This is a genomic window from Streptomyces sp. NBC_01775 (assembly GCF_035917675.1).
Classification (GTDB): domain Bacteria; phylum Actinomycetota; class Actinomycetes; order Streptomycetales; family Streptomycetaceae; genus Streptomyces.
The window spans coordinates 4,510,136-4,535,105 of sequence record NZ_CP109104.1 but is presented as its reverse complement, the minus strand read 5'-3'; the positions used below and the strand labels follow the sequence as shown (position 1 = coordinate 4,535,105).

The following is a 24,970-nucleotide window of genomic DNA, read 5'->3' as shown; positions in this document are numbered from 1 at the left end:
GCTCACGGGGCTCACAGTGCTCACAGCGTTGATGGTGCCTATGTAAGGATTTCCCCCTTACACCCCTATATCTCCACTCTACTGCGGCCCACCAAGGGACCAGGGCCCACACCGTGACGCACGCGGCCGGAACTCGCCGCGGCGCCTGCTGCGGAGAGTAAAGAGACGTGCACGGGTGGTTCCCCTTTTCGGTACTTGCGGGTAAGTACCGCTGGTAACAACAGTTGCCGGCGATAAGGGAGACCACCTCATGGCTCGTGCGAGACCCGTGACAGCGGTAGTGGCGGCGCTGGTGATGGCCCTCGGGGGAGCGGGCGCGGCGACCGCGGCGTCGGCGCCGCCGTCCCCGGGAGCCGAGGCCGAGGCCCGGCAGAGCGTGCGTGCGGGCACGCCGCTGCCGCCGGAGCTGGAGAAGATCAGAGCCGAGGAGGCGCAGAAGCTCTACGGCAGCCCCGGTGAACGGCCCGTGGAACAGCGCAAGAGCAGCCTCATCTCGCTCGGGGACAGCGAGATCTCGGGCGAGGGCGTCGGCACGTACGAGCCGGGCACCAACGGACCCGACAACTGGTGCCACAGGTCGCCCGACTCCGCCGTGCACCGCACGGGTATCCAGGCGGACGTGACGTACAACGTCGCCTGCTCCGGGGCCAGTACGGAGAACATCCGCGTCGGCGGCACCAAGCAGTACGCCGATGAACTGGTGCAGAGCGACAGTCTGGCCATCAAGGCGCGCAACACCCGGCTGAAGCAGATCATGCTGGTCGTCGGCGCCAACGACGACCTCCAGTTCGGGCCCGTCATGACGGACTGCGTCATCCGCTATCTCACGCTTCAGGGGCCCTGCGAGCCGAAGTACGACCCCGGATGGCAGGCCAGGATCGACGGGCTCGTGCCCAAGGTCGAACGGACCGTGAGCGACCTGAAGTCCGTGATGCGCGACGCGGGCTACGCCGACGGCGACTACCAACTCGTCGTCATGGGCTACCCCAGCCCCATCGGCCCCGACATCAAGGACAACCCCAAGTTCCCCGGCAAGCTCGTCGGCGGCTGCGTCGGTCACACCAGCGACGCCGCCTGGGGCCGCAACACCGCCGTGCCCGCCTTCGAGAAGGGCGTGCGCAAGGCCGCCCAGGGCTCCGGCGCCAGCTACCTGGACGCCTCCCGGCTCTTCCACGGCCACGAGGTCTGCATGGAGAACCCCTGGGCGCGCGGGCTGTACGTGGACATCGCCAATCCCTTCCCGCCCGACGCCAACTCCGTACGCCAGTCCTTCCACCCGAACGAGCGAGGGCATGGCGCCTTCGCCTCCTGCTTCACCGAGATGTACAAGGCCGGGCAGAACGGCGTACGCGAAGCCTCCTGCGCTGACCCGGACGGCAAGGGCTCGCCGAAGCTGTACCAGCAGGCGTGGGACGACTCCTTCAAGCCGTTGCGGAACGCGGCGACGGGTACCTGCCTGGACGCCGACAGCGCGCACAGCGCGGTGGGCACCGATGTGCGCGGGTGGGCGTGCGGCTCCCAGCGCAACCAGCTGTGGTGGTACGACTCCGCGGGCCGCGCCCTGTACGCCGGGCAGACCCACGACCGCTGTGTGGAGAGCGAGGGCGGAGTGAAGGAGGGCGCGGCGCTGGCGCTCGGCAACTGCTCGGGGGCCGCGGCCCAGCAGTTCGTGAAGGACGGCGCCACGCTGAAGGCCGCCTCCGGGAACCTGTGTGTGAGCCTCCCCGGGGCCGAGGCCCAGGCCCGCCTCGCGACGTGTGACGGATCGGCCGCACAGCGCTTCAGCTGAGCGTTCCGCTGGAAGTCCGGTACGCCGTCTGCGACTGCGTCGTGGCTGGTCGCGCAGTTCCCCGCGCCCCTTCGGGGCACGACCGAACCGCATGGACTTCAGCGAGGCCGCTCAGGAGGAGGCGCGAACCCTGGTGACAGAGAGCCGGCCGCTTCCGGGCTGAACCGGAAGCGGCCGGCTGTCACACAGGGGACGCGCGGAAAACCGCTCGGACGCCCCGGCTCGGCAGAGCCCCCCGCTCAGAGCGTGCCGAGCTTGATCAGGAACAGCAGGGCCAGCAGCTGAATCGCGGAGGCCCCCAGCGCGCGGGGCCACGGCAGCTCGTGGGAGCGGCTGACCATCGAGGTGAACAGCACCCCGGACAGCACCCACGTCGCCCACCCGAGGATCTGCACCAGACCGGCGTTGCCGCCCAGGAAGAGCGCGAACAGCAGCCTCGGCGCGTCCGTGAGGGACATGATCAGCATGGCCAGCCCCACCGTGGGCTGCCACGCGCCGTTGCCGCCGAACTGCCGTGCCAGGGTGTGGGTGACCGCGCCCAGGATGAGCCCGGCGATCACCACGGCGACGCCGGTGGTGAGCACGTACGGGATGGCCTGCCCGATCGTCGTGTTGATCACGTCCTCGCGGGCCTTGTCGAGGCCGAAGACCGCGAGCAGGCCGTAGAGGAAGGTGACGATCAGCGCGGGGCCCCACACCGCGTAGTCCCGCATCTGCCAGAACGTGGCGTTGGGGTGCAGGACGATCCCGCTCAGCAGCGCCTTCCAGTGCAGCCGCGGGCCCGAGGGGGGTGCCGGGGCGTTGCCCCCGTACCCGTCGTCGCCGTACGGGTCGGGGCCCTGCGGGCCGCCTGGGCCATAGGGGTCCGGAACGCTGAACGACTGTGTGCTGCCCGGGTTGTTGGCGTACGGGTCGTGACCGCCCGCGCCAGGACCGTACGGGCCCTGGCCGTGCGGAGGCGCGCCGTACTGCGGGGGATGTGGATCCCCGAAGTACTCGGGCTCATCCGGCCCGCCCCGAGGGCCGTACGGCCCAGGCCCAGGCCCCTGGCCCGGCCCCGGACCCGGTCCTGGGGCACCTCCCGGCGCCCGACCGCCCTGCCAGGGCCCCGGGTCCCGGCCCTGCTGGGGGTACGGCGAACCCTGCGGGTGCTGAGGGGAATGCCCATGCTGCTGCGCGCCCCGGGAGTCCCGGCCGCGTCCGCTTCTGAAACCAGCCACGCAATCGAACGTACCGTGTCGCGCGGACCTCGGTGCCATGGGCGAGTGAGATGACCGGACATCGCTGCTGACCTGTGACATCCCCTAGGGGCCCCCGGTGGAGCCAGCCCCCGTACGGGGGTGGAGCCAGTGCCACCCCCGGCGCCGGTTTTCCGTAGCGTGAGGCCTCAGCCCCGGGGCAGGCGGACCGCGAAGGTGACGACGGAGCCCTGGCCCCCGGCGTCACCGACCGTCAGCCGGTCGGTGACCAGTTTGGCCAGCCACAGGCCGCGGCCCGTGGGGGCGCCGTCCAGGCCCGGCAGGAGCTCGGGGATCACGTCCTCGGTGAAGCCGGGGCCGGAGTCGGCGACCTGGCACTCCAGCTCGTCGCCGATGTGCCGCAGCAGGAGTTGTCCGCCGCCGCCCGCGTGCTCGACGGCGTTGGTGGCCACGGCGTCGACCGCGACCACGAACTCACCCCTTCGCGGCTCGCACAGGCCCGCCCAGGCGGCGCAGGACTCCACCTCGATCCGCAGCCTGGGCAGGTCTCTGAGGGTGAAGCGGAGACGGCAGAGAAGCTCGGGGGTCAGCATCCGGTGCCCTCCTCGGCGAGGGTCGGTGAACGGATGGAATCCGCACCGGCGCGGTGTGCCCCGGCCGGGCACTCCCCGGTGTGGTGCGGGAGGCGGGGGGACGAGCAGGAGCGGCGCACGGCGCCGGGCGACCGGAGCCTCGCTCCGGCCGGGGGCCGGTCTTGGCCGGCCGGTCCTTCCGGGGCCGTCCGACCGGGGGCGTCACGGTCCGACACCTGCTGCTCCTCCTCGCGTTCCTGGCTGCTGGCGCGCTGCTGTCGCGGCTGTTCCTGCGCTGCGCGTTTAGGAGGCTAGGACGGGCGCACCGCTATGGGTATACCGCGACGGTGGTTTGGCTCGTGTGGTGCATTAAGTGAACGCATTTGACCATGACTTGTTGAGAAACACGCAATGGCCGGTCCCGTGGATTACGGAACCGGCCATTGAGCGGTTCATGGCAGTCGGTTTACGGCCGTAATAGGCCTACGACGAAACGACTGCCCAGGTGCGGACGCTACTGCGCGGGCTCCGGCTCGGGCTCCTTCGTCTCCTCGCCGTCGTCCACCGGATCGGCCGGCGTCCTGACGGAGTCGAGCAGCAGCTGGGCCACGTCGACGACCTGGAGGTTCTCCTTGGCCTGGCCGCCCGTGGCGGAGCCACTGCCAGCGGCGGCCTTCTTGCCGTTGACGGAGTCGGTGAGCATGACGAGGCAGAAGGGGCAGGCGGTGGAGATGATGTCCGGGTTGAGGGAGAGGGCCTCGTCCACACGTTCGTTGTTGATGCGCTTGCCGATGCGCTCTTCCATCCACATCCGGGCGCCGCCCGCGCCGCAGCAGAAGCCGCGCTCCTTGTGCCGGTGCATCTCCTCGTTCCGCAGCCCGGGAACGCGGCCGATGATCTCGCGCGGGGGTGTGTAGACCTTGTTGTGCCGGCCCAGATAACACGGGTCGTGATAGGTGATCAGACCCTCGACCGGGGTGACCGGCACCAGCTTGCCCTCGTCGATCAGGTGCTGGAGCAGCTGGGTGTGGTGGATGACCTCGTAGTGGCCGCCGAGTTGCGGGTACTCGTTGGCGATCGTGTTGAAGCAGTGGGGGCAGGTCGAGACGATCTTCTTCGACGCCTTCGGCTTCTTGGTCCCCTCCGCGCCCTCGTCATCCGGATCGGTCTCGCCGAACGCGGCGTTCAGCGTGGCGACGTTCTCCTCGCCCAGCTGCTGGAAGAGGAACTCGTTGCCCAGGCGGCGGGCGGAATCCCCGGTGCACTTCTCGTCGCCGCCCATGATCGCGAATTTGACCCCCGCGATGTGCAGCAGCTCCGCGAACGCCTTGGTCGTCTTCTTCGCGCGGTCCTCCAGGGCCCCGGCGCAGCCGACCCAGTACAGGTATTCGACCTCGGTCAGGTCCTCCACCGTCTTGCCGACGACCGGGACCTCGAAGTCGACCTCCTTGGTCCACTCGAGGCGCTGCTTCTTGGCCAGGCCCCAGGGGTTGCCCTTCTTCTCCAGGTTCTTGAGCATCGTCCCGGCCTCGGAGGGGAACGCGCTCTCGATCATCACCTGGTAGCGGCGCATGTCGACGATGTGGTCGATGTGCTCGATGTCGACGGGGCACTGCTCGACGCAGGCGCCGCAGGTGGTGCACGACCACAGCACGTCCGGGTCGATCACACCCCCCTCTTCCGCGGTGCCGACCAGCGGGCGTGCGGCCTCGTCCAGCGCGGACTGCGGTACGTCCTTGAGCTGCTCGGCGGTGGCCTTCTCCTCGCCCTCCATCGTCTTGCCGCCGCCCGCCAGCAGGTACGGCGCCTTGGCGTGCGCGTGGTCGCGCAGCGACATGATCAGCAGCTTCGGGGAGAGCGGCTTGCCGGTGTTCCAGGCGGGGCACTGCGACTGGCAGCGCCCGCACTCGGTGCAGGTGGAGAAGTCGAGGATGCCCTTCCAGGAGAAGTCCTCGACCTGGGAGGCGCCGAAGCGGACCTCTTGGGCGTTCTCGTCGTCCGAGTCGTCCAGCGCGGTCTCGAAGTCGATGACCTTGCCGCCGGACATCATCGGCTGCAACTCGCCCAGCGCGGTGCCGCCGTCGGCCTCCCGCTTGAACCAGATGTTGAAGAAGGCGAGGAAGCGGTGCCAGGCCACACCCATGTTGGTGTTCAGGCCGACCGTGATCATCCAGATCATGGTGGTGCCGAGCTTCACCAGCGCCGCGAGGTAGACGAGCGTTTGCAAGGTGCTCACGCTCAGCCCGTGGAAGGCCGCGACCAGGGGGTACGAGAGGAAGAACGACGCCTCGTAGCTGTCCACGTGGTGCAGCGCGCCCTCCAGGCCGCGCAGCGTGAGGATGGCCAGGCCGATGACGAAGATGACGTACTCGACGAAGTATCCCTGCCAGGCCTTGGAGCCGGTGAAGCGGGACTTGCGGCCCGCGCGGGAGGGCAGGCTCAGCAGCCGGATCACCATGAGGACCGCGATGCCGACGGTGGTCGCGAGGCCGATGAACTCGATGTAGAGCTCGTAGGGCAGCCAGTCCCCGATGACCGGCAGCACCCAGTCGGCCTTGAAGAGCTGGCCGTAGGCGTTGATGATCGTCGGTGGCAGCGTGAGGAAGCCGATCGCCACGAACCAGTGGGCGGCGCCGACGACGCCCCACCTGTTCATCCTCGTATGCCCGAGGAACTCCTTGATCAGGGTGGCCGTGCGCTGCTGGGGACTGTCCTTGCGCGTGCCCGCGGGGAGCGGCTGACCGAGCTTCACGAAGCGGTAGATCTGCGCGATGGCGCGGGCGAAAAGCGCCACGCCGACCGCTGTGAGTACCAGCGTGATGACGATCGCGGCGAGTTGCATAACGGCTCCTCGGAGTGGGGGTACCACCTGGCCGGAGGCTGGGGAGGTCGTGTACTAAGCAGTAACTTATCCAGTTCGTACGAGACTACCCACTAGCCGTGAGCGCCTGCACCCGCCCCTGCCGGTGATTTGCGTCGCCCCGGCCCTCGGTCTCCCCCGGTCTTCGGCCGGGAAGTGCCCCCTCGGACGGGCTGCCGGCGGCCCGTCCGGGCGCCCTGCGCAGGGGGCGAGCAGCCAGATTGAGTCTCTTCCACTCATGCTTTTTGACGCGGCGGCGAAGGTGATGCACTCTTGAGTCAGCCTCACTCAAGAGACATAGCTGGAGGAAAACGAAATGGCTCGTGCGGTCGGCATCGACCTGGGTACGACGAACTCCGTCGTCAGTGTTCTCGAAGGCGGTGAGCCCACCGTCATCACCAACGCCGAGGGCGCCAGGACCACGCCGTCCGTCGTGGCCTTCGCGAAGAACGGCGAAGTGCTCGTCGGCGAGGTGGCCAAGCGTCAGGCGGTCACCAACGTGGACAGGACGATCCGGTCGGTCAAGCGCCACATGGGCACCGACTGGAAGGTCAACCTGGACGGCAAGGACTTCAACCCGCAGCAGATGAGCGCCTTCATCCTGCAGAAGCTGAAGCGGGACGCGGAGTCGTACCTGGGCGAGAAGGTCGCCGACGCCGTCGTGACCGTCCCGGCGTACTTCAACGACGCCGAGCGCCAGGCCACCAAGGAGGCCGGCGAGATCGCGGGCCTCAACGTGCTGCGGATCGTCAACGAGCCGACCGCCGCCGCGCTGGCCTACGGCCTGGAGAAGGAAGACCAGACGATCCTGGTCTTCGACCTCGGTGGCGGCACCTTCGACGTCTCGCTGCTGGAGATCGGCGACGGCGTCGTCGAGGTGAAGGCGACCAACGGCGACAACCACCTCGGTGGTGACGACTGGGACCAGCGCGTCGTCGACTACCTGGTCAAGCAGTTCCAGTCCGGCCACGGCGTGGACCTGGGCAAGGACAAGATGGCTCTCCAGCGTCTCCGCGAGGCCGCGGAGAAGGCGAAGATCGAGCTGTCCTCGTCCACCGAGACGACGATCAACCTGCCCTACATCACGGCGTCCGCCGAGGGCCCGCTGCACCTGGACGAGAAGCTGACGCGCGCTCAGTTCCAGCAGCTCACCCAGGACCTGCTGGAGCGCACCAAGACGCCGTTCCACAACGTCATGAAGGACGCGGGCATCCAGCTCTCCGAGATCGACCACGTCGTTCTCGTCGGTGGCTCGACCCGTATGCCCGCCGTCGCCGAGCTGGTCAAGGAGCTGACCGGCGGCAAGGACGCCAACAAGGGTGTGAACCCGGACGAGGTCGTGGCCATCGGTGCCAGCCTCCAGGCCGGTGTCCTCAAGGGCGAGGTCAAGGACGTCCTGCTGCTGGACGTCACTCCGCTGTCGCTTGGTATCGAGACCAAGGGCGGGATCATGACGAAGCTGATCGAGCGGAACACGACGATTCCGACGAAGCGTTCGGAGACGTTCACGACGGCGGAGGACAACCAGCCGTCGGTGCAGATCCAGGTCTTCCAGGGTGAGCGGGAGATCGCGGCGTACAACAAGAAGCTGGGCATGTTCGAGCTGACGGGGCTGCCGCCTGCGCCGCGCAACGTGCCGCAGATCGAGGTCACCTTCGACATCGACGCGAACGGCATCATGCACGTGTCCGCGAAGGACCTGGGCACGGGCAAGGAACAGAAGATGCAGGTCACGGGCGGCTCCAGCCTGCCCAAGGACGACATCGAGCGCATGATGCGCGAGGCCGAGCAGTACGCCGACGACGACGCCAAGCGCCGCGAGTCCGCCGAGACCCGCAACCAGGCCGAACAGCTCGTCTACACCACCGAGAAGTTCCTCAAGGACAACGAGGAGAAGGTCCCGGCCGACACCAAGTCGGAGGTCGAGACCGCCCTTGAGGACCTCAAGGAGAAGCTGAAGGGCGAGGACACCGCGGCCATCCGCGAGTCGTCCGAGAAGGTCGCCGCCACCAGCCAGAAGCTGGGCCAGGCCCTCTACGCCGAGGCGCAGCAGAACCAGGCGGCCGGCGGTGCCGAGGCCGGCGCCGACGCGCCGGGCGGCGCCAAGCCCGAGGGCGGCGACGAGGACGTCGTCGACGCCGAGATCGTCGACGACGACCAGCAGAAGCCCAAGGACGGTGCGGCGTGACGGAGGAGACACCGGGCTTCGCGAAGGAGCCCGACGTCCCCGCCGACACCGGCCCCGCACAGACCGCCGCCTCCGGTAAGGAGGCGGCGGCCCCGGGGCAGTCGGCCGGGGACGCCCAGCACTCCGAACAGGCTCCCCACTCCGAACAAGACCTGGACGCGGCGCGGGACATGAACGAGAGCAACGGCAGCAGCGACATCGTCGACAGCGCAGCCGCCGACGGCACGGCCCCGGACGGCGAGGCGGGCGAGGGCGACGTGGCCCGCACCGCCGAGCTGGACCAGACGCGCACCGCGCTCCACGAGCGCACGCAGGACCTCCAGCGGCTCCAGGCGGAGTTCCAGAACTACCGCCGCAGGGTCGAGCGGGACCGCGCCACGGTCAAGGAGATCGCCGTCGCGAACCTGCTGACGGAGCTGCTGCCGGTGCTGGACGACATCGGCCGTGCGCGTGATCACGGTGAGCTGGTCGGCGGCTTCAAGTCGGTGGCCGAGTCGCTGGAGATGGTCGCGGCCAAGATGGGTCTGATGCAGTTCGGCAAGGAGGGCGAGCCCTTCGACCCGACGGTCCACGAGGCGCTGATGCACTCCTACTCCCCGGATGTCACGGAGACGACGTGCGTGCAGATCCTCCAGCCGGGGTACCGCATCGGCGAGCGGACCATCCGCCCCGCGCGGGTCGGTGTGGCCGAGCCGCAGCCCGGCACCAAGGGTGAGGGCGGCGACGCCGCAGGCTCGCCGGAAGAGGAGAACGGTGGCCCGGACGAGGGCTGACCGCGGACGGGAGGAGGGACGTCGAGGATGAGTACCAAGGACTTCATCGAGAAGGACTACTACAAGGTCCTCGGCGTCCCCAAGGACGCCACCGAAGCCGAGATCAAGAAGGCGTACCGCAAGCTCGCCCGGGAGAACCACCCGGACGCCAACGCAGGCGACCCCAAGGCCGAAGAGCGCTTCAAGGACGCCTCCGAGGCGTACGACGTCCTCGGTGACGCCAAGCGCCGCAAGGAGTACGACGAGGCGCGCACCCTCTTCGGCAGCGGCGGCTTCCGGCCCGGCGGGGCCGGGGGCGCGGGCGGCCCCGGCGGAGGAACGTTCAACTTCGACCTGGGCGACCTGTTCGGCGGCGGCCAGGGCGGCGGGGGCGCGGGCGGTCCCGCCGGCGGCTTCGGCGGCGGGCTCGGCGATGTCTTCGGCGGGCTCTTCAACCGCGGCGGCGGCAGCACCCGCACCCAGCCGAGGCGCGGCCAGGACATCGAATCCGAGGTGACGCTCAGCTTCACCGAGGCGGTGGACGGGGCCACGGTCCCGCTGCGGATGTCCAGCAGCGCCGCGTGCAAGGAGTGCGCGGGCACGGGCGACAAGAACGGCACCCCGCGGGTGTGCCCCACCTGTGTGGGCACCGGGCAGGTCTCCCGTGGCGGGGGCGGCGGCTTCTCGCTGACCGACCCGTGCGTGGACTGCCGGGGCCGCGGCCTCATCGCGCAGGACCCCTGCGAGACCTGCAAGGGCTCGGGCCGCGCCACCAGCTCGCGCACGATGCAGGTGCGCATCCCGGCGGGCGTCAGCGACGGCCAGCGCATCCGGCTGCGCGGCAAGGGCGCACCGGGCGAGCGGGGCGGGCCAGGCGGTGACCTGTACGTCGTCGTGCACGTCGACAGGCACCCGGTCTTCGGCCGTAAGGGGGACAACCTCACCGTCACCGTGCCGGTCACCTTCCCGGAGGCGGCCCTCGGCGGCGAGGTGAAGGTCCCCACGCTGGGCGGCCCGCCCGTCACCCTGAAGCTCCCGCCCGGCATCCCCTCGGGTCGCACGATGCGGGCCAGGGGCAAGGGCGCGGTCCGCAAGGACGGGACACGCGGCGATCTGCTGGTGACAGTGGAGGTGTCGGTGCCCAAGGATCTGAGTGAGAAGGCGAAGGATTCCCTGGAGTCCTATCGGGACGCGACAGCGGGAGAGGACCCGCGCGCTGCGTTGTTCAAGGCAGCGAAGGGAGACTGAAGTGGATGGCCGGGACGGACGCAGAAGAGGGTATGCGGCTTCGTACGAGCTGACCGAGGAATCTCCGGTCTACGTCATCTCGGTCGCCGCTCAGCTGTCGGGCCTGCATCCGCAGACGCTCCGGCAGTACGACCGTCTCGGCCTGGTGTCGCCGGACCGCACGCCCGGACGCGGCCGGCGCTACTCGGCGCGCGACATCGAGCTGCTGCGCGAGGTGCAGCGGCTCAGCCAGGACGAGGGCATCAACCTGGCGGGGATCAAGCGGATCATCGAGCTGGAGCAGCAGGTGAGCGCGCTCAAGGCGCGGGTCGCCGAGCTGTCGGCCGCCGTGGAGGGCGCCGCCGCGGCGATGCAGCAGCGCGAGGCGCAGGTGCACGCCTCCTACCGGCGCGACCTGGTGCCGTACGACGACGTGCACCAGTCGGGCGCGCTGGTGGTCTGGCGCCCCAGGCCCAGGGAGTGAGCCCGGGGCCCGGGGCGCCAGGAGGTCACTTCGAGAAGCCGTAGTTCAGGAGCTTCTTCGCGTCCGCCGTGCGCTTGGCGACGGAGGAGGAGGTGAGGACGGTGCCGATGACCGTCTTGCCGCCGCGGGTGGCGGCGAACACCAGGCAGTACTTGGCCTCGGGGCCCGAGCCGGTCTTGACGCCGATGGCGCCCGAGTAGCTGCCCAGCAGGTTGTTCGTGTTGGACCAGGACATGGTCCGGTGGCCGCCGCTCTTGGTGACGGTCTTCTGCTTGGTCGAGCGGGTCTTCACGATCGAGCGGAAGGTGGAGTTCTTCATCGCGCTGCTGGCGAGCTTGGTCAGGTCCCGCGCGGTCGAGTAGTTCTTGCCGTGGCCGATGCCGTCGAACGAGTCGAAGTGCGTGTTCTTCAGGCCCAGGCTCTTGGCGGTGGAGTTCATCTTGCCGATGAAGGACTTCACCCGCTTGGCCCGGGTGGAGCCGCTGCCGAACTTGTCGGCCAGCGCGTAGGCCGCGTCACAGCCGGAGGGCAGCATCAGGCCGTACAGGAGCTGACGGACGGTGACCTTGTCCCCGACGATCAGCCGGGCCGAGGAGGCGGTGTTCCGGACGATGTAGTCGCTGTACGCCTTCTGGATCTTGACCTTGCTGTTGAGGTTGAGGTTCTTCTGGGCGAGCACCACCCGGGCCGTCATGATCTTGGTGGTCGAGCCGGTGGAACGCCGGGTGTCGGCGGCCTTGGTGTAGAGGCTCTTGGCGGTGCCGTTGTTCATCACGAAGCCGCTCTTGGCGACGATCGAGGGCTTCTTGGCCGCGGCGGCTGCCTGCGGTGCCGCTGCGAGTGCCGGGGAGGTCAGGGCCCCCGCCGTCAGGACGGCTCCGGCGGTGACCATCACCGCGGAGACCCGGCCGATGCCGTTGATGCCGATTTTCACTGTGTTTGCTCCAAATGCCCCTGTGCTGGGGCTCCTTGAGTGGGCCGCACCCTTGGTGAGACTCCGGGGGACGCCCGGTGGATGCGCTCTCAGGGCTGTTTTCGTCAGGGTTTTACGAACGGGTTGCTGACGGATGCGGATACCGGGAACGAAACGGGATCGTAGACGGTTGTACGGGGTACTCGGCCTTGAGCGGAGTAGGCTCAACTTGCTGCATACTGAAGAAGGCAACTCATCGGAGGAGGAGCGCAGGACGTGGACGCGGAGCTGACCAACAAGAGCCGGGACGCGATCAGCGGGGCGAACAGCCGTGCGGTCACCGAGGGACACCCCGACATCACCCCGGCGCATCTGCTTCTCGCCCTGCTCACGGGTGAGGACAACGAGAACATCCAGGACCTGGTCGCGGCGGCCGGCGCCGACCAGGCCGCGCTGCGCGCGGGCGCCGAGCGCCGGCTCGCCGCGCTCCCCACCGTCCAGGGCTCGACCGTCAGCAGGCCGCAGGCCGACCGCGATCTGCTGGCCGTCATCACGGACGCCTCGCAGCGCGCCAAGGAACTGGGCGACAGCTTCGTCTCCACCGAGCACCTGCTGATCGGGATCGCCGCGAAGGGCGGCAGCACCGCCGACCTCCTCAAGGAGCAGGGCGCCGGCGACAAGAAGCTGGTGGTGGCCTTCCAGGAGCAGCGCGGCAGCAAGCGCGTGACCAACGCGGATCCCGAGGGCACCTACAAGGCGCTGGAGAAGTTCGGCACCGACCTGACGGGCGCGGCCCGCGAGGGCAAGCTCGACCCGGTCATCGGCCGCGACCACGAGATCCGCCGCGTCGTGCAGGTCCTCTCGCGGCGCACGAAGAACAACCCCGTGCTCATCGGCGAGCCCGGCGTCGGCAAGACCGCCGTCGTCGAGGGTCTGGCCCAGCGCGTGATCAAGGGCGATGTGCCCGAGTCGCTGCGCGACAAGCGGATCGTCGCGCTCGACCTGAGCGCGATGGTGGCCGGGGCGAAGTACCGGGGTGAGTTCGAGGAGCGGCTCAAGACCGTGCTCTCCGAGATCAAGGAGAGCGACGGCCAGGTCATCACCTTCATCGACGAGCTGCACACCGTCGTCGGCGCGGGCGCCGGCGGCGACTCGGCCATGGACGCGGGCAACATGCTCAAGCCGATGCTGGCCCGGGGCGAGCTGCGGATGGTCGGCGCCACCACGCTGGACGAGTACCGCGAGCGGATCGAGAAGGACCCCGCGCTGGAGCGCCGCTTCCAGCAGGTGCTGGTCGCCGAGCCCACCGTCGAGGACTCCATCGCGATCCTGCGCGGCCTCAAGGGGCGCTACGAGGCGCACCACAAGGTGCAGATCTCCGACAGCGCCCTGGTGGCCGCCGCCGCGCTCTCCGACCGCTACATCACCTCCCGCTTCCTCCCCGACAAGGCCATCGACCTGGTGGACGAGGCGGCCTCCCGGCTCCGGATGGAGATCGACTCCTCCCCGCTGGAGATCGACGAGCTCCAGCGCGCGGTCGACCGGCTCAAAATGGAGGAGCTGGCCCTGGACAAGGAGACCGACCCCGCCTCCGTCGAGCGTCTGGAGCGGCTGCGCCGCGAGCTGGCCGACAAGGAGGAGGAGCTGCGCGGCCTCACGGCCCGCTGGGAGAAGGAGAAGCAGGGCCTCAACCGCGTCGGTGAGCTGAAGGAACAGCTCGACGAACTGCGCGGTCAGGCGGAGCGCGCCCAGCGCGACGGCGACTTCGACACCGCCTCCAAGCTGCTCTACGGCGAGATCCCCGGCGTGGAGCGGGAGCTGGAGGCGGCCTCCGAGGAGGAGGAAGAGGCCAAGAAGGAGGCCGAGGCCGCTACGGCGGCGGGCCGGGCGGACAAGCGGGACAAGATGGTCAAGGAGGAGGTCGGCTCCGACGACATCGCGGACGTCGTCGCCTCCTGGACCGGCATCCCCGCCGGCCGCCTGCTGGAGGGCGAGACGCAGAAGCTGCTGCGTATGGAGGACGAGCTGGGCCAACGGCTGATCGGCCAGACCGAGGCAGTACGCGCCGTCTCCGACGCCGTACGCCGCACCCGTGCCGGCATCGCCGACCCCAACCGCCCCACCGGCTCCTTCCTCTTCCTCGGCCCCACCGGTGTCGGCAAGACCGAGCTGGCCAAGGCGCTGGCCGACTTCCTGTTCGACGACGAGCGGGCGATGGTCCGCATCGACATGAGCGAGTACGGCGAGAAGCACTCGGTGGCCCGCCTCGTGGGCGCGCCCCCCGGCTACGTCGGCTACGAGGAGGGCGGCCAGCTCACCGAGGCCGTACGCCGCCGCCCCTACAGCGTCGTCCTGCTGGACGAGGTCGAAAAGGCGCACCACGACGTCTTCGACGTCCTTCTCCAGGTCCTCGACGACGGCCGTCTCACCGACGGCCAGGGCCGCACCGTCGACTTCCGCAACACGATCCTGATCCTGACCTCCAACCTGGGCAGCCAGCATCTGATCGACCCGCTGGAGAAGGAGGAGGAGAAGCGCGAGCAGGTCCTCGCGGCCGTCCGGGCGGCCTTCCGCCCGGAATTCCTCAACCGCCTGGACGACCTGGTCATCTTCTCAGCGCTGGCGGGCGACGAGCTGCGGCGGATCGCCCAGCTCCAGATCGACGCGCTCCAGCGCCGCCTGTCCGAACGCCGCCTCACGCTCGACGTCACCCCGGCGGCGCTCGACTGGCTCGCCGCCGAGGGCAACGATCCCGCGTACGGGGCGCGGCCCCTGCGCCGTCTTGTGCAGACCGCCATCGGGGACCAGCTCGCGCGGGAGATCCTCGCGGCGGAGGTCCGCGACGGTGACGTGGTCCGGGTGGACCACGTCGAGGGGTGGGAAGGCCTGACGGTCGGCTCCCCGGCGGACACGCCCGCGGCGGGCGGCTTGTAGCCCGTCCGGTCGGGAGGTACCCCCGAGGTTGCCATTGCCGGGGGCCCGTGCGGGAGGATGAGCGGAATCCGTATGAAGGGAACACCCACGTGAGCATCGACCCGTCCTCGATCCCGAACTTCGGGGGCCAGCCCGAACCGGAGGACTCCGGCCCGAGCGGTCCGGTCATCCCGGACCAGGACCTCGTCAAGCAGCTCCTCGACCAGATGGAGCTGAAGTACGTCGTCGACGACGAGGGAGACCTCGCGGCGCCGTGGGAGGAGTTCCGCACCTACTTCATGTTCCGCGGGGAGGAGGAGCAGCAGGTCTTCTCCGTCCGGACGTTCTACGACCGGCCGCACACCATCGAGGAGAAGCCCAAGCTCCTCGAGGCCATCGACGACTGGAACCGCCGCACGCTGTGGCCGAAGGTCTACAGCCACACCCACGACGACGGCAGCGTCCGCCTCATCGGCGAGGCCCAGATGCTGGTCGGCACCGGTGTCTCCCTGGAGCACTTCGTCTCCAGCACGGTCAGCTGGGTCCGCGCCTCGATCGAGTTCGACAAGTGGCTCGTGGAGCAGTTCGGCCTGGAGAAGGACGTCGACTCCTCCGAGGGCGGCGACGGCGAGGGCAACGGCGAGAACAACAACGCCTGACTCGTCCCGCTCGCGGCCCTCACGAACGAAGCCGGGCAGCACGAACGAAGCCGGGCAGCACCAGCAAGGCCGGGCAGCCGTCTCGTACGGGCTGCCCGGCTCTGTGCGTTCGCCCCCGGCTCCCGGCCGGCCCGTCACCTGCCGGACAGGTGACGCAGCCGTGCCGCCGCTTCCTCCAGGACCTCAAGGCGCTTGCAGAAGGCGAAGCGGACGTACGGGGCGCCGGCCGGTTCGTGGTCGTAGAAGACCTGGGTGGGGACGGCGACGACTCCGGCGCGGCCCGGCAGGTCCAGGCAGAAGGCGGTGCCGTCGGTGGCGCCCAGGGGGCGGATGTCGGTGGTGATGAAGTAGGTGCCCGCGGGGCGGAAGACCCCGAAGCCCGCCGCGCGCAGCCCCTCCGCCAGGAGGTCCCGCTTGGCGCGCAGGTCCTCGCGCAGCGCGGTGTAGTAGTCGTCGGGCAGCGCCAGCGCCTCCGCGACGGCGTACTGGAAGGGCCCGGCGGACACGTACGTCAGGTACTGCTTGGCGGAGCGCACCGCGGTCACCAGGGCGGGGGTGCCGGTGACCCAGCCGACCTTCCAGCCGGTGAAGGAGAAGGTCTTGCCCGAGGAGCTGATGGTGACCGTGCGCTCGCGCATGCCGGGGAACGAGGCGAGGGGGAGGTGCTCGCCGTCGAAGACGAGATGTTCGTAGACCTCGTCGGTGACGGCCAGCAGGTCGCGCTCGACGCACAGCTCGGCGACGGCGGCCAGCTCCGCGCGGCTCAGTACGGTGCCCGTGGGGTTGTGGGGGGTGTTGAGGAGGATGAGGCGGGTGCGGTCGGTGACCGCGTCGCGCAGTTCGTCGAGGTCGAGACGGTAGGTGCGGTCGGCCGCCCTGCCGTCGGCCGCCCCGCCGTCGGCTGACTCGTTGCCGACCGCCCCGCCGTCGGCCGTTCCCCCGGTGGCCGGGCGCAGCATGACGGGGACCCGCGTGCCGCCGGCCATGGCGATGGAGGCGGCGTAGGAGTCGTAGTACGGCTCCAGCGCGATCACCTCGTCGCCGGGCTCGACCAGCGCGAGCAGGGAGGCGGCGATGGCCTCCGTCGCGCCCGCGGTGACCAGGACCTCGGTGTCCGGGTCGTAGGTCATCCCGTAGAAGCGCCGCTGGTGGTCGGCGATGGCGGCGCGTAGCTCGGGGACGCCGGGGCCCGGCGGGTACTGGTTGCCGCGACCGTCCCGCAGGGCGCGCACGGCGGCCTCGCGGACCTGTTCGGGGCCGTCCGTGTCGGGGAAGCCCTGGCCGAGGTTGAGGGCGCCGGTCTTCACGGCCAGCGCGGACATCTCGGCGAAGATGGTGGTACCGAACTCGGCGAGGCGGCGGTTGAGCAGCGGGCGCCCGGCCCCGGACTCCGTCCGGGAGGCACCCCCGGCTCCCCGCGCGCCCGGGGCAGCAGCTTGGCCAGCAGTCATGGCCGTCATCCTCCGGCAAGCTCTAATCTTCCTCAACTCGGCTTTGCCCCGCGCGGAGCCGGGCAGGAGCCGCCTACGTCCAAGTGGCGTGCCAGTACTTGGCGATAGAGCACAAGCGCTTCCAAGGGGGATACGGATATGGCAATTTCCCTGATCATCGTGGGGGTGTTCTTGATCTTCGCGATCTTGATCATCGCCGGCAATGTCAGTGGCGGCGGGTCCGGCGGGGGCATGGGTTCGCGCGGCGGATCCCGCGGTTCCTGGTGGGCCGGCGGCGGCGACTCGGGCGGCGGGCACCACCACGGGGGAGGCAGCGGCTGTAGCGGCGGCTCGTCCTGCGGCGGTGGCTCCTCGTGCGGCGGCGGAGGTGGCGGCGGCGGGGGCTGCGGCGGTGGCGGTGGCGGCGGGGGCGGCTGAGGCCTGACTCCTCGTCAGAAAGGGGCAGTTGGCGGCGCGTGCGCCCGTCGGCTGTCCCTTCTTCTTCGCGGACAGGGGAACACCTGACCTCTTCCATACCTATGGGATGGAAATCTGGAGATGTTGGGTAAAAACGCTGGGGACGCAGAGCATTCCGTGATTCGGTGAATCGTGAATTGGCGTCCCCGAGCGCCCCCGGAGCCTCGGGACATCGAGGGGTGGGCCGGCCCACCCTCCCTGCGTGTTTGCGGAGCCGACCCATGCTCACCATCCTGAAGACCGCCTACACCGATACCCGCGCGGGTGACCTCGCGTGGGCCCTGGGCCGCGAGCCCCTCCCGGCGCTCGCCTGTCGCGACCTCGAACTCGACGGCGCTCACGTGCAGTTGCGGCTGCTCGGCGCCTCGCACCAGGTGCTGCTGGACGAGGGGTACGGAAGCTGTTCGGAGACGGTCGCCTGTATGCCGGGCAGCAGCACCCCCCTGCCGCTGGGCGTCTCCAAACGCTTCGGCGCGTGGGAGTACGAGTTCGCGGCGCGCGTCGAGACGCTCTCGCCGGGCTCGTTCACGGGGCGCGCGCAAGAGTTGCTCGCGCTGGTGGCAGACCATCCGAACGGGCTCGCGGGCACCTTCCCGGGCGCCCCCCATGCCTTCACCGCGCTGCTGGTCCAAAGACACGAGGGCCAGGTGCGCTGGCGTACCTGGCACTCCTATCCGCAGGAGGGCCGTCTGGTCTCCACGCGCACGCGGGTGGCGGCCGGAAACCGGTGCCAGCGCGATCCGTTGGAGCCTCTCCCGGGTGCCACCCGTTCCTCCGCACGCGGGCCCGCCTTGGCCTGAAGCGCCATACGAAGCCACCCATGTGAGTGACCGAGGGTGCTATCTCTGTCACGTACCGTTCCCCGCATGATCGAACACTCCCAGCCCCGCGAGGAGATCGCACGGCTGCCCGTTCCGGCGGGGCTGGGGCGGGGGTTCGTCCTCGCGTCGGTCTTCATGTGCGCGGCCTGCGGCCTCGTCTACGAGCTGGAACTGGTCGCGCTGGCCGCCTACTTGATCGGGGATTCGGTCACCCAGGCCTCCGTCGTGCTGTCCGTGATGGTCTTCGCGATGGGCGTCGGCTCGCTGCTGGCCAAGCGGCTGCGCTGCTGCGCCGCCGCCGGGTTCGGCTGTGTGGAGGCGCTGCTGGCGCTGGTCGGCGGCGGCTCGGCGGTGGCGCTGTACGCGTCCTTCGCGTGGCTGGGGGAGGCGCGGATCGCGCTCGTGGTCATGTCGTTCGCGATCGGCGTGCTGATCGGCGCCGAGATGCCGCTGCTGATGACCCTCATCCAGCGCATCCGCGAGCAGGATCCCGGCGGCGCGCTCGCCGACCTGTTCGCCGCGGACTACGTGGGCGCGCTGGCGGGCGGGCTGACCTTCCCTTTTCTTCTGCTGCCACTGTTCGGACAGCTGACCGGCGGGCTGCTCACCGGGGTCGTCAACGCGCTGGCGGGCGGCATCGTCGTGCTGTGGCTCTTCCGTGGGGACCTGACCGCGCGCGGGCGCCGGCGGCTGCTGGCGGCCAACGGCTCGGCGCTGCTCCTGCTGCTGGCGGGCACCGTGTTCGTCGGCCCGTTCGAACGCGCGGCGCGGGAGCAGATATACGGGGACGAGGTGCGGGTCGCCGTGCGGACCGGGGTGCAGGAACTGGTGCTGACCGGCGGCGTGGCGCGCCGGGAGTGGCCGCGCACCGGCGAGCTGCGCTTCTTCCGAGGCGGCCGGCTGGCGGTGCGCGGCTCGGACGAACGCGCGTACAACGAGGCCCTCGTCGGCCCCGCCATGGCCGCGGGCCGCCACTCCCGGGTGCTGATCCTCGGCGGCGGTGACGGGCTGGCGCTGCGCGAGGTCCTGCGCCATCCGGACGTGCGGGAGGTCACCGTCGTCGAGGTCGACCCGGGCGTCGTCCGCCTGGCGCGCGAGGACCCCGGCCTGCGGGCGCTCAACGGGGGCTCTCTGGAGGATCCGAGGGCCGGGGTGGAGACCGAGGACGCCTTCAGCTGGCTGCGCCGCCGCGTCCACGCCGGTGCGGGCGCCGAGCCCTACGACGTGGTCCTCTCCGGGCTCCCCGACCCCGGTACCTCGCCCAGCGCCAAGCTGTATTCGCAGGAGTTCTACGGGCTCGTCGCCCGCGTCACGGCGCCCGACGGGCGGCTGGCCGTGCAGGCGGGCTCGCCCCGCGGCCGACCGCGCGACTTCTGGACGGTGGAGGCCACGCTCCGGGCCGCGGGCCTGCGGACTTGTCCGTACGCGGTGGACGGCGCCGCCGAGCCCGCCGCCTCGGGCCCCGGCCCCTCGACGCGTACCTTGAACGCGGGTTCACGGACCGGCCGCCAGTGGGGCTTCCTGCTGGCCCATCGGGGCAGGGGGCTCGCCCGACAGGACGCGGCGCGCTGCTCGTTGACGAGCGTGCCCTTCAGGGCGGCGCGCCGGGCCGAGCGCGGCCGGATCGAGGGGCTGCCGCCCTCCACGCTGACGCACCCGCGCTACCCGGCAGAGAAGTGAAAGATCCGGCCCAGTCATATGTGTGCGGACTCATGGGTAATAGGCTCCGCCCCATGGAGCACGAGGTGTACGTTCCGTTTTCCGTCGGCTCTGTGCGGGCCGCACTTGCCGACAGCGAGCGCGTCGCGCGCTGCGTCCCCGGGTTGCAGCGGTCCGACGACGAGACGGCCGAGAGCGACGAGACGGCCACGGACGCGGGCGAGGGGCAGGCCGCTCCCTCGCCCGGGGACCGGCTGACGGGCCGGCTGCGGGTCCGTATCGCCGGATCGACGATCACCTATCGCGGCGCCCTCACCCTCACCCCGCGCCCCGCCGACGGCGGACCGGCGGGCGAGGCGGGGGTGCTGGAGGTGACGGGCTCCGGCAGCGAGGCGCGCGGCGACGGCGCCGTCGAGCTGGCACTGACCGTCGAGCCCCGTTCCTCCGACGACGGCGAGGGCACCGACCTGCTGTGCACCGGCACCGTCACCGGCACGGGGCGGCTCGCCGACATCGAGGAGAAGGCCGCCACTTCGGCGGGCGTACGCCTCCTCGACCGCTTCGCCGCAGCGCTCGCCGACAGCATCCGCGACGAGCCGCCCGCGGGCACCCCCGAGGCCGAGGCGGGCACCGACGGCACGGCCGGCACCGGTGAGGGGGCAGCGGGCCCGGTCGCCGGCGGCATCGGCGCCCCCGGCGACAACGAGCGCGCCATCCCCGGCATCCCCGAGCCCGAGGAGTCGGAGGAGGGCCGCAATCCCCTGTTCGAGACCGATGTCCCGCCCTCGTCCCTGGGCCCCGGCGAGCCGGCGGACGCCGCGGGTCCCGAGGGCTCCCAGGGCGCGCCCGGCGAGTACGACAGCGGTGCCTTCGAGGGCGGCTCGGGGCCGCTCGGCGCCGAGGCGGCGCACGCGCGGCGCACCATGATCGGGCGCAGCGCCGAAGAGGTGGACCACGCGCCGCCGCGCGGGCGTTACGCGCCGGTGCCCACGCCCGAGCCCACGACGGCGACCGCCACCTTGCGCTGGGCGGCGCCCGCGGCGGCCGTCGTGGTCGCCGGGGCCGTGGTCCTCGGCCGGGTCCTGCGGCGGCGCCGTTGAGGGCGCCGTTATGGTCGCTGTATGACTGATCTGCCCACCCCCGCAGAAGAAGCCACGACCGTCGTGCTCGGTGCCGGCGGCACCGAGGTAACCGTCGAGCCCCAGCACGGATGCCGGCTCGCCTCCCTCCAGGTGGGCGGCACCGAACTCCTGCGCCAGGGGCCGAAGTACGGCTCGTTCGTGATGGTGCCCTGGTGCGGCCGTACGGCGGAGGGACGCTTCCGAAACGGCGGGGAGATGTACCAACTCCCCCTGAACAACGGCCCCCACGCCCTGCACGGCACCGCTCGCGACGGGGTCTGGCGCACGGCGCCCGGTGGCTCGGACACCAAGGCGTCCTTCACCTACGACCTGACCGATCCCTGGCCCTGGGAGGGCCGGGTCACCCAGGTCGTGGAGCTGGCCGGGGACGGCGGCTCGCTCACGCTCAAGCTCGCCGTGGAGACCTTCGACGTCTCCTTCCCCGCGCAGGCCGGCTGGCATCCGTGGTTCCTGCGCAACCTCGGCCAGGGCGGCGAGGACGTCGCGCTCGACTTCTCGCCCGAGTGGCAGGAGGAGCGCGGCGCGGACCACATCCCCACCGGCAAGCGGATCTCCCCGCTTTCCGGGCCGTGGGACGACTGCTTCGGGATGCCGGAAGGCGTCGACGTCACGCTGACGTGGCCCGGCGAGCTCGCCCTGCGGGTGACCTCGCGCGGGGAGTACGTCGTGGTGTACGACGAGCAGCCCGAGGCGGTCTGCGTCGAGCCCCAGTCCGGCCCGCCGAACGGCCTCAACTCCCACCCCCGCCAGGTAACCCCCCTGGACCCCCTGGAGATCACCACCACGTGGAGCTGGCAGCGCCTGTAGGCTCGCGCCTCGCCCCGCAGCGGGGCACAGTCGGGCGGGGCCCCACGGGAACATAGGCTGGGGTCTCATGACTGACGACGTGCGCGCCGCACTGCTGCGGCAGATCCAGGACAAGGCCGTGGTGCACGGCAGGGTGACTCTCTCCTCGGGGGCGGAGGCCGACTTCTACATCGACCTGCGGCGCATCACCCTCGACGGGGAGGCCGCACCGCTGGCCGGTCAGGTGATGCTGGACGCGACCGAGCACCTGGACTTCGACGCGGTGGGCGGCCTGACGCTGGGCGCCGACCCGGTGGCGACGTCGATGATGCACGCCGCCGCCGCCCGTGGCCGCAGGCTGGACGCGTTCGTCGTGCGCAAGGCGGGCAAGGCGCACGGTCTCCAGCGCCGGATCGAGGGGCCGGATGTCGCGGGCCGCCGGGTGCTGATCGTCGAGGACACCTCGACGACGGGGAACTCGCCGCTGACGGCGGTCGAGGCGGCACGGCAGGCGGGCGCCGAGGTGGTCGCCGTCGCGACGATCGTGGAGCGCGGTGCCGCGTCCGCCATGGAGCGCGCGGGTCTGCCGTACGTACACGCGTTCGATCTGGCAGGCCTCGGGCTGGACTGAGAGTCGCCCCGAACTGGGCCAAATGGTCCTTGTTTCACGTGAAACCACGCCCGAAAAACGATCGTGAATTTGTGAATTCACGAGTCTGGAGCATCCGGTTTCTTCTGGGAGGATAGGCGCGACGATGACGTCGTTCCGTTGAGCCGTATGAGCTGAAGCTGAACCAGAGCCGGATCGAATCGCACACCCAAGGAGCGGTCTGATGCCCATCGCAACTCCCGAGGTCTACAACGAGATGCTCGACAGGGCGAAGGAAGGCAAGTTCGCCTACCCCGCCATCAATGTCACCTCGTCGCAGACGCTGCACGCCGCGCTTCGCGGGTTCGCCGAGGCGGAGAGCGACGGGATCGTTCAGATCTCCACGGGCGGCGCGGAGTTCCTGGGCGGCCAGTACAGCAAGGACATGGTCAGCGGTTCCGTGGCGCTCGCCGAGTTCGCGCACATCATCGCCAAGAAGTACCCGGTGAACGTCGCGCTGCACACCGACCACTGTCCCAAGGACAAGCTCGACGGCTACGTCCGCCCGCTGATCGCGGTCTCCCGCGAGCGCGTGCAGCGCGGTGAGAACCCGCTCTTCCAGTCGCACATGTGGGACGGCTCGGCCGAGACCCTCAAGGACAACCTGGAGCTCGGCCAGGAACTGCTCGCCCAGGCCGCCGCCGCCAAGATCATTCTTGAGGTCGAGATCACCCCGACCGGCGGCGAGGAGGACGGCGTCACCCACGAGATCAACGACGAGCTGTACACCACCGTCGAGGACGCCATCCGCACCGCCGAGTCGCTCGGCCTCGGCGACAAGGGCCGCTACCTGCTCGCCGCCTCCTTCGGCAACGTCCACGGCGTCTACAAGCCGGGCAATGTCGTGCTGCGCCCCGAGCTGCTCAAGGACCTCCAGGAGGGCGTGGCGGCGAAGTTCGGCAAGGCGGCCGGCTCGCAGCCCTTCGACTTCGTCTTCCACGGCGGCTCCGGCTCCACCGAGGAAGAGATCGCCACCGCGCTGGGCAACGGCGTCGTGAAGATGAACCTGGACACCGACACCCAGTACGCCTTCACCCGCCCGGTCGCCGACCACATGTTCAGCAACTACGACGGCGTCCTGAAGGTCGACGGCGAGGTCGGCAACAAGAAGGTCTACGACCCGCGCAGCTGGGGCAAGGCCGCCGAGAAGGGCATGGCGGCGCGGGTCCAGGCCGCGTGCGGCCACCTGCGCTCGACCGGCACCAAGCTGAAGTAGTCCGCCGCGCGGCACACAGCACGACGAGTGCCCGGATCCTCCGCGGAGGATCCGGGCACTTCGCTGTGCGGCCCGTGGAGCAGTGCCGACTGATTCCTCATGACCTCGGCGAGCTCGGGAATCCACTGTTTCGGGAAGTGCGGCAGAGCGAAATCGCCGCATCCGTCCTCTCAGAAGCAGTTTCTGGTGCCGATACGGAGGGGGCGTCCGGGCGGGAGCGGCGACTCCAGCGGCTCGTCCACGGGTATGCCCGACCAGTCGACACGGGAGGGCCCGTCGTCCACTCCCGCACGCACTCGTGCGCCGAGGTCGTACTCGGCGACCGGCTGGCCGGGCCGGTGGATCTGGAGCACGATCCCGTCGTCCGGGTCCTCGTACTCGTAGTCTTCTTCCTCGTCCTCGTCCTCGTCCTCGTCCTCTTCCCCGTCCTCACCGTCCTCCGCCGACGTGCGCGGGTAGGCGTCGCGCAGTGCCTCATCGGCGTAGGCGCGCGCGTCGGCCAGGGAGCTGAACAGGAGGAACCTGTGGTCGTCCTCGTTGTTGGTGACCCAGAAGAAGACGCGGAGCAGCGCGAATCCGTGACGTCCGTGGCTCAGGTCGGGGAATTCGGGCTCCTCGCCCAAGCTCCTCGCCTCGTCCCATGACATCTCGTTCGGCCATGCCTGGTCTGTCGGCAGCGCGTCGAACTGCGCGAGGCAGTGGCGGGCGGGGGCCTCCCACGGGTCGCGGCGCAGCGCCTCCTCGTAGGCGGCGACAGCGCCGTCGCGATCGCCGGTCCAGGTGAGCGCGTGCCCCAGGTACAGGGGCACCAGGGCGTCCTCGGCGTCGACCCGCAATGCCGCCCGTGCCGTGCGAACAGCCTCCTCCGCGGCCGGATGGCTGAGTCCTTCGGGGTCGTGTTCGCCCATGCCGTTGAACAGCGTGCCGTCCTCGCCGAAATCGCTGCGGACCTTGGTCAGCGCGCAGTGCCGCAGCGCGAAGGCCGCTGCCGTCGAGCGGAGGACGGCGAGCGTCGCGGCGGTCTCGGCGTCGCCGGGGGAGCTTTGGCGTTCGGCTTCGTCGCAGTACCGCCGAGCCTCCGTCAGCTGGTGGAAGTCCCCGTCGGGCCCGCCGTCGTACCTGAACAGTTCCTCGCACTTGCCGAGCGTGCGGCGCGCTTGGACGAGGAGGGCGCCCACCGTGTCGTCAGCCATGGCAACGCAACCTACAGCGCGGCCTCGTCCGCCCGTCCGGC

Annotated in this window: 20 protein-coding genes; 14 read left to right on the top strand and 6 right to left on the bottom strand. The window is 70.3% G+C overall.

Annotated features, from left to right (window positions below):
- Positions 1–250: 250 nt before the first annotated feature.
- Positions 251–1,789, top strand: coding sequence for a ricin-type beta-trefoil lectin domain protein (locus OHB04_RS20210; RefSeq protein WP_326689103.1), 1,539 nt, complete (start codon positions 251–253; stop codon positions 1,787–1,789).
- Between the two features lie 239 nt (positions 1,790–2,028).
- Here the strand turns inward: OHB04_RS20210 and OHB04_RS20205 are convergent, their stop codons facing one another.
- The 3 genes from OHB04_RS20205 to OHB04_RS20195 form a co-directional block, all read right to left on the bottom strand.
- Positions 2,029–3,009, bottom strand: coding sequence for a Yip1 family protein (locus OHB04_RS20205; RefSeq protein WP_326689102.1), 981 nt, complete (start codon positions 3,007–3,009; stop codon positions 2,029–2,031).
- A 167-nt stretch (positions 3,010–3,176) separates the two neighbouring features.
- Complete coding sequence (locus tag OHB04_RS20200) at positions 3,177–3,581, bottom strand: ATP-binding protein (RefSeq protein ID WP_326689101.1); 405 nt, start codon at positions 3,579–3,581, stop codon at positions 3,177–3,179.
- Between the two features lie 493 nt (positions 3,582–4,074).
- The gene (locus OHB04_RS20195; RefSeq protein WP_326689100.1) at positions 4,075–6,402 is read right to left on the bottom strand and encodes a (Fe-S)-binding protein; all 2,328 of its coding nucleotides are present in this window, start codon (positions 6,400–6,402) and stop codon (positions 4,075–4,077) included.
- Between the two features lie 334 nt (positions 6,403–6,736).
- On the opposite strand from OHB04_RS20195, the gene dnaK reads away from it, so the two are divergent.
- The 4 genes from dnaK to OHB04_RS20175 are packed head-to-tail and all read left to right on the top strand — an operon-like array spanning position 6,737 to position 11,071.
- Positions 6,737–8,608, top strand: a complete 1,872-nt coding sequence (gene dnaK, locus OHB04_RS20190; protein WP_326689099.1) for a molecular chaperone DnaK — start codon at positions 6,737–6,739, stop codon at positions 8,606–8,608.
- Positions 8,605–9,381 (top strand): nucleotide exchange factor GrpE, encoded by a 777-nt coding sequence (gene grpE, locus OHB04_RS20185; protein WP_326807963.1) that lies wholly within the window; start codon positions 8,605–8,607, stop codon positions 9,379–9,381. Before dnaK ends, grpE begins: the two co-directional genes overlap by 4 nt.
- Before the next feature lie 27 nt (positions 9,382–9,408).
- On the top strand, positions 9,409–10,608 hold the full coding sequence (gene dnaJ, locus OHB04_RS20180; RefSeq protein ID WP_326807962.1) for a molecular chaperone DnaJ: 1,200 nt from the start codon (positions 9,409–9,411) through the stop codon (positions 10,606–10,608).
- A gap of 1 nt (position 10,609) precedes the next feature.
- Positions 10,610–11,071: a heat shock protein transcriptional repressor HspR gene (locus tag OHB04_RS20175; protein WP_326689097.1), complete on the top strand. Its 462-nt coding sequence runs from the start codon at positions 10,610–10,612 to the stop codon at positions 11,069–11,071.
- Positions 11,072–11,096: 25 nt separating this feature from the next.
- Here OHB04_RS20175 and OHB04_RS20170 read toward each other — a convergent pair whose 3' ends face one another.
- Positions 11,097–12,005 carry a D-alanyl-D-alanine carboxypeptidase family protein gene (locus tag OHB04_RS20170; protein WP_326689096.1) on the bottom strand — a complete coding sequence of 303 codons (909 nt, stop codon included), beginning with the start codon at positions 12,003–12,005 and terminating at the stop codon, positions 11,097–11,099.
- 255 nt (positions 12,006–12,260) lie between these two features.
- Between OHB04_RS20170 and clpB the strand changes: the two genes are divergently transcribed.
- The gene (clpB, locus tag OHB04_RS20165; protein ID WP_326807961.1) at positions 12,261–14,918 is read left to right on the top strand and encodes an ATP-dependent chaperone ClpB; all 2,658 of its coding nucleotides are present in this window, start codon (positions 12,261–12,263) and stop codon (positions 14,916–14,918) included.
- 89 nt (positions 14,919–15,007) lie between these two features.
- The gene (locus tag OHB04_RS20160; RefSeq protein WP_326689094.1) at positions 15,008–15,556 is read left to right on the top strand and encodes a YbjN domain-containing protein; all 549 of its coding nucleotides are present in this window, start codon (positions 15,008–15,010) and stop codon (positions 15,554–15,556) included.
- Positions 15,557–15,690: 134 nt separating this feature from the next.
- Here OHB04_RS20160 and OHB04_RS20155 read toward each other — a convergent pair whose 3' ends face one another.
- Positions 15,691–17,016 (bottom strand): pyridoxal phosphate-dependent aminotransferase, encoded by a 1,326-nt coding sequence (locus tag OHB04_RS20155; RefSeq protein WP_326807960.1) that lies wholly within the window; start codon positions 17,014–17,016, stop codon positions 15,691–15,693.
- Positions 17,017–17,145: 129 nt separating this feature from the next.
- Between OHB04_RS20155 and OHB04_RS20150 the strand changes: the two genes are divergently transcribed.
- From OHB04_RS20150 to fbaA, 7 genes are all read left to right on the top strand, one after another.
- Positions 17,146–17,424, top strand: coding sequence for a hypothetical protein (locus OHB04_RS20150; protein ID WP_326689092.1), 279 nt, complete (start codon positions 17,146–17,148; stop codon positions 17,422–17,424).
- A 260-nt stretch (positions 17,425–17,684) separates the two neighbouring features.
- Positions 17,685–18,263, top strand: coding sequence for a DUF2617 family protein (locus tag OHB04_RS20145; protein ID WP_326689091.1), 579 nt, complete (start codon positions 17,685–17,687; stop codon positions 18,261–18,263).
- A gap of 66 nt (positions 18,264–18,329) precedes the next feature.
- On the top strand, positions 18,330–19,964 hold the full coding sequence (locus OHB04_RS20140) for a polyamine aminopropyltransferase (RefSeq protein ID WP_326689090.1): 1,635 nt from the start codon (positions 18,330–18,332) through the stop codon (positions 19,962–19,964).
- A gap of 53 nt (positions 19,965–20,017) precedes the next feature.
- Positions 20,018–21,043 (top strand): hypothetical protein, encoded by a 1,026-nt coding sequence (locus OHB04_RS20135; protein WP_326689089.1) that lies wholly within the window; start codon positions 20,018–20,020, stop codon positions 21,041–21,043.
- A gap of 21 nt (positions 21,044–21,064) precedes the next feature.
- Positions 21,065–21,892, top strand: coding sequence for an aldose epimerase family protein (locus OHB04_RS20130; RefSeq protein WP_326689088.1), 828 nt, complete (start codon positions 21,065–21,067; stop codon positions 21,890–21,892).
- 67 nt (positions 21,893–21,959) lie between these two features.
- Positions 21,960–22,502, top strand: coding sequence for an orotate phosphoribosyltransferase (gene pyrE, locus OHB04_RS20125; protein WP_326807959.1), 543 nt, complete (start codon positions 21,960–21,962; stop codon positions 22,500–22,502).
- 202 nt (positions 22,503–22,704) lie between these two features.
- Positions 22,705–23,736: a class II fructose-bisphosphate aldolase gene (gene fbaA, locus OHB04_RS20120; RefSeq protein ID WP_326689086.1), complete on the top strand. Its 1,032-nt coding sequence runs from the start codon at positions 22,705–22,707 to the stop codon at positions 23,734–23,736.
- A 170-nt stretch (positions 23,737–23,906) separates the two neighbouring features.
- Here fbaA and OHB04_RS20115 read toward each other — a convergent pair whose 3' ends face one another.
- Positions 23,907–24,929: a tetratricopeptide repeat protein gene (locus OHB04_RS20115; protein ID WP_326807958.1), complete on the bottom strand. Its 1,023-nt coding sequence runs from the start codon at positions 24,927–24,929 to the stop codon at positions 23,907–23,909.
- Positions 24,930–24,970: the final 41 nt, after the last annotated feature.

What these genes read in the sequence shown, in the direction of transcription:
- fbaA (WP_326689086.1), top strand. Translation starts at nt 22,705, where the DNA reads ATGCCCATCGCAACTCCCGAGGTCTACAACGAGATGCTCGACAGGGCG.
- OHB04_RS20195 (WP_326689100.1), bottom strand. Translation starts at nt 6,402, where the DNA reads ATGCAACTCGCCGCGATCGTCATCACGCTGGTACTCACAGCGGTCGGC.
- OHB04_RS20210 (WP_326689103.1), top strand. Translation starts at nt 251, where the DNA reads ATGGCTCGTGCGAGACCCGTGACAGCGGTAGTGGCGGCGCTGGTGATG.
- dnaK (WP_326689099.1), top strand. Translation starts at nt 6,737, where the DNA reads ATGGCTCGTGCGGTCGGCATCGACCTGGGTACGACGAACTCCGTCGTC.
- OHB04_RS20135 (WP_326689089.1), top strand. Translation starts at nt 20,018, where the DNA reads ATGGAGCACGAGGTGTACGTTCCGTTTTCCGTCGGCTCTGTGCGGGCC.
- OHB04_RS20130 (WP_326689088.1), top strand. Translation starts at nt 21,065, where the DNA reads ATGACTGATCTGCCCACCCCCGCAGAAGAAGCCACGACCGTCGTGCTC.
- OHB04_RS20150 (WP_326689092.1), top strand. Translation starts at nt 17,146, where the DNA reads ATGGCAATTTCCCTGATCATCGTGGGGGTGTTCTTGATCTTCGCGATC.
- pyrE (WP_326807959.1), top strand. Translation starts at nt 21,960, where the DNA reads ATGACTGACGACGTGCGCGCCGCACTGCTGCGGCAGATCCAGGACAAG.
- dnaJ (WP_326807962.1), top strand. Translation starts at nt 9,409, where the DNA reads ATGAGTACCAAGGACTTCATCGAGAAGGACTACTACAAGGTCCTCGGC.
- OHB04_RS20140 (WP_326689090.1), top strand. Translation starts at nt 18,330, where the DNA reads ATGATCGAACACTCCCAGCCCCGCGAGGAGATCGCACGGCTGCCCGTT.
- OHB04_RS20155 (WP_326807960.1), bottom strand. Translation starts at nt 17,016, where the DNA reads ATGACGGCCATGACTGCTGGCCAAGCTGCTGCCCCGGGCGCGCGGGGA.
- OHB04_RS20115 (WP_326807958.1), bottom strand. Translation starts at nt 24,929, where the DNA reads ATGGCTGACGACACGGTGGGCGCCCTCCTCGTCCAAGCGCGCCGCACG.
- OHB04_RS20145 (WP_326689091.1), top strand. Translation starts at nt 17,685, where the DNA reads ATGCTCACCATCCTGAAGACCGCCTACACCGATACCCGCGCGGGTGAC.
- OHB04_RS20200 (WP_326689101.1), bottom strand. Translation starts at nt 3,581, where the DNA reads ATGCTGACCCCCGAGCTTCTCTGCCGTCTCCGCTTCACCCTCAGAGAC.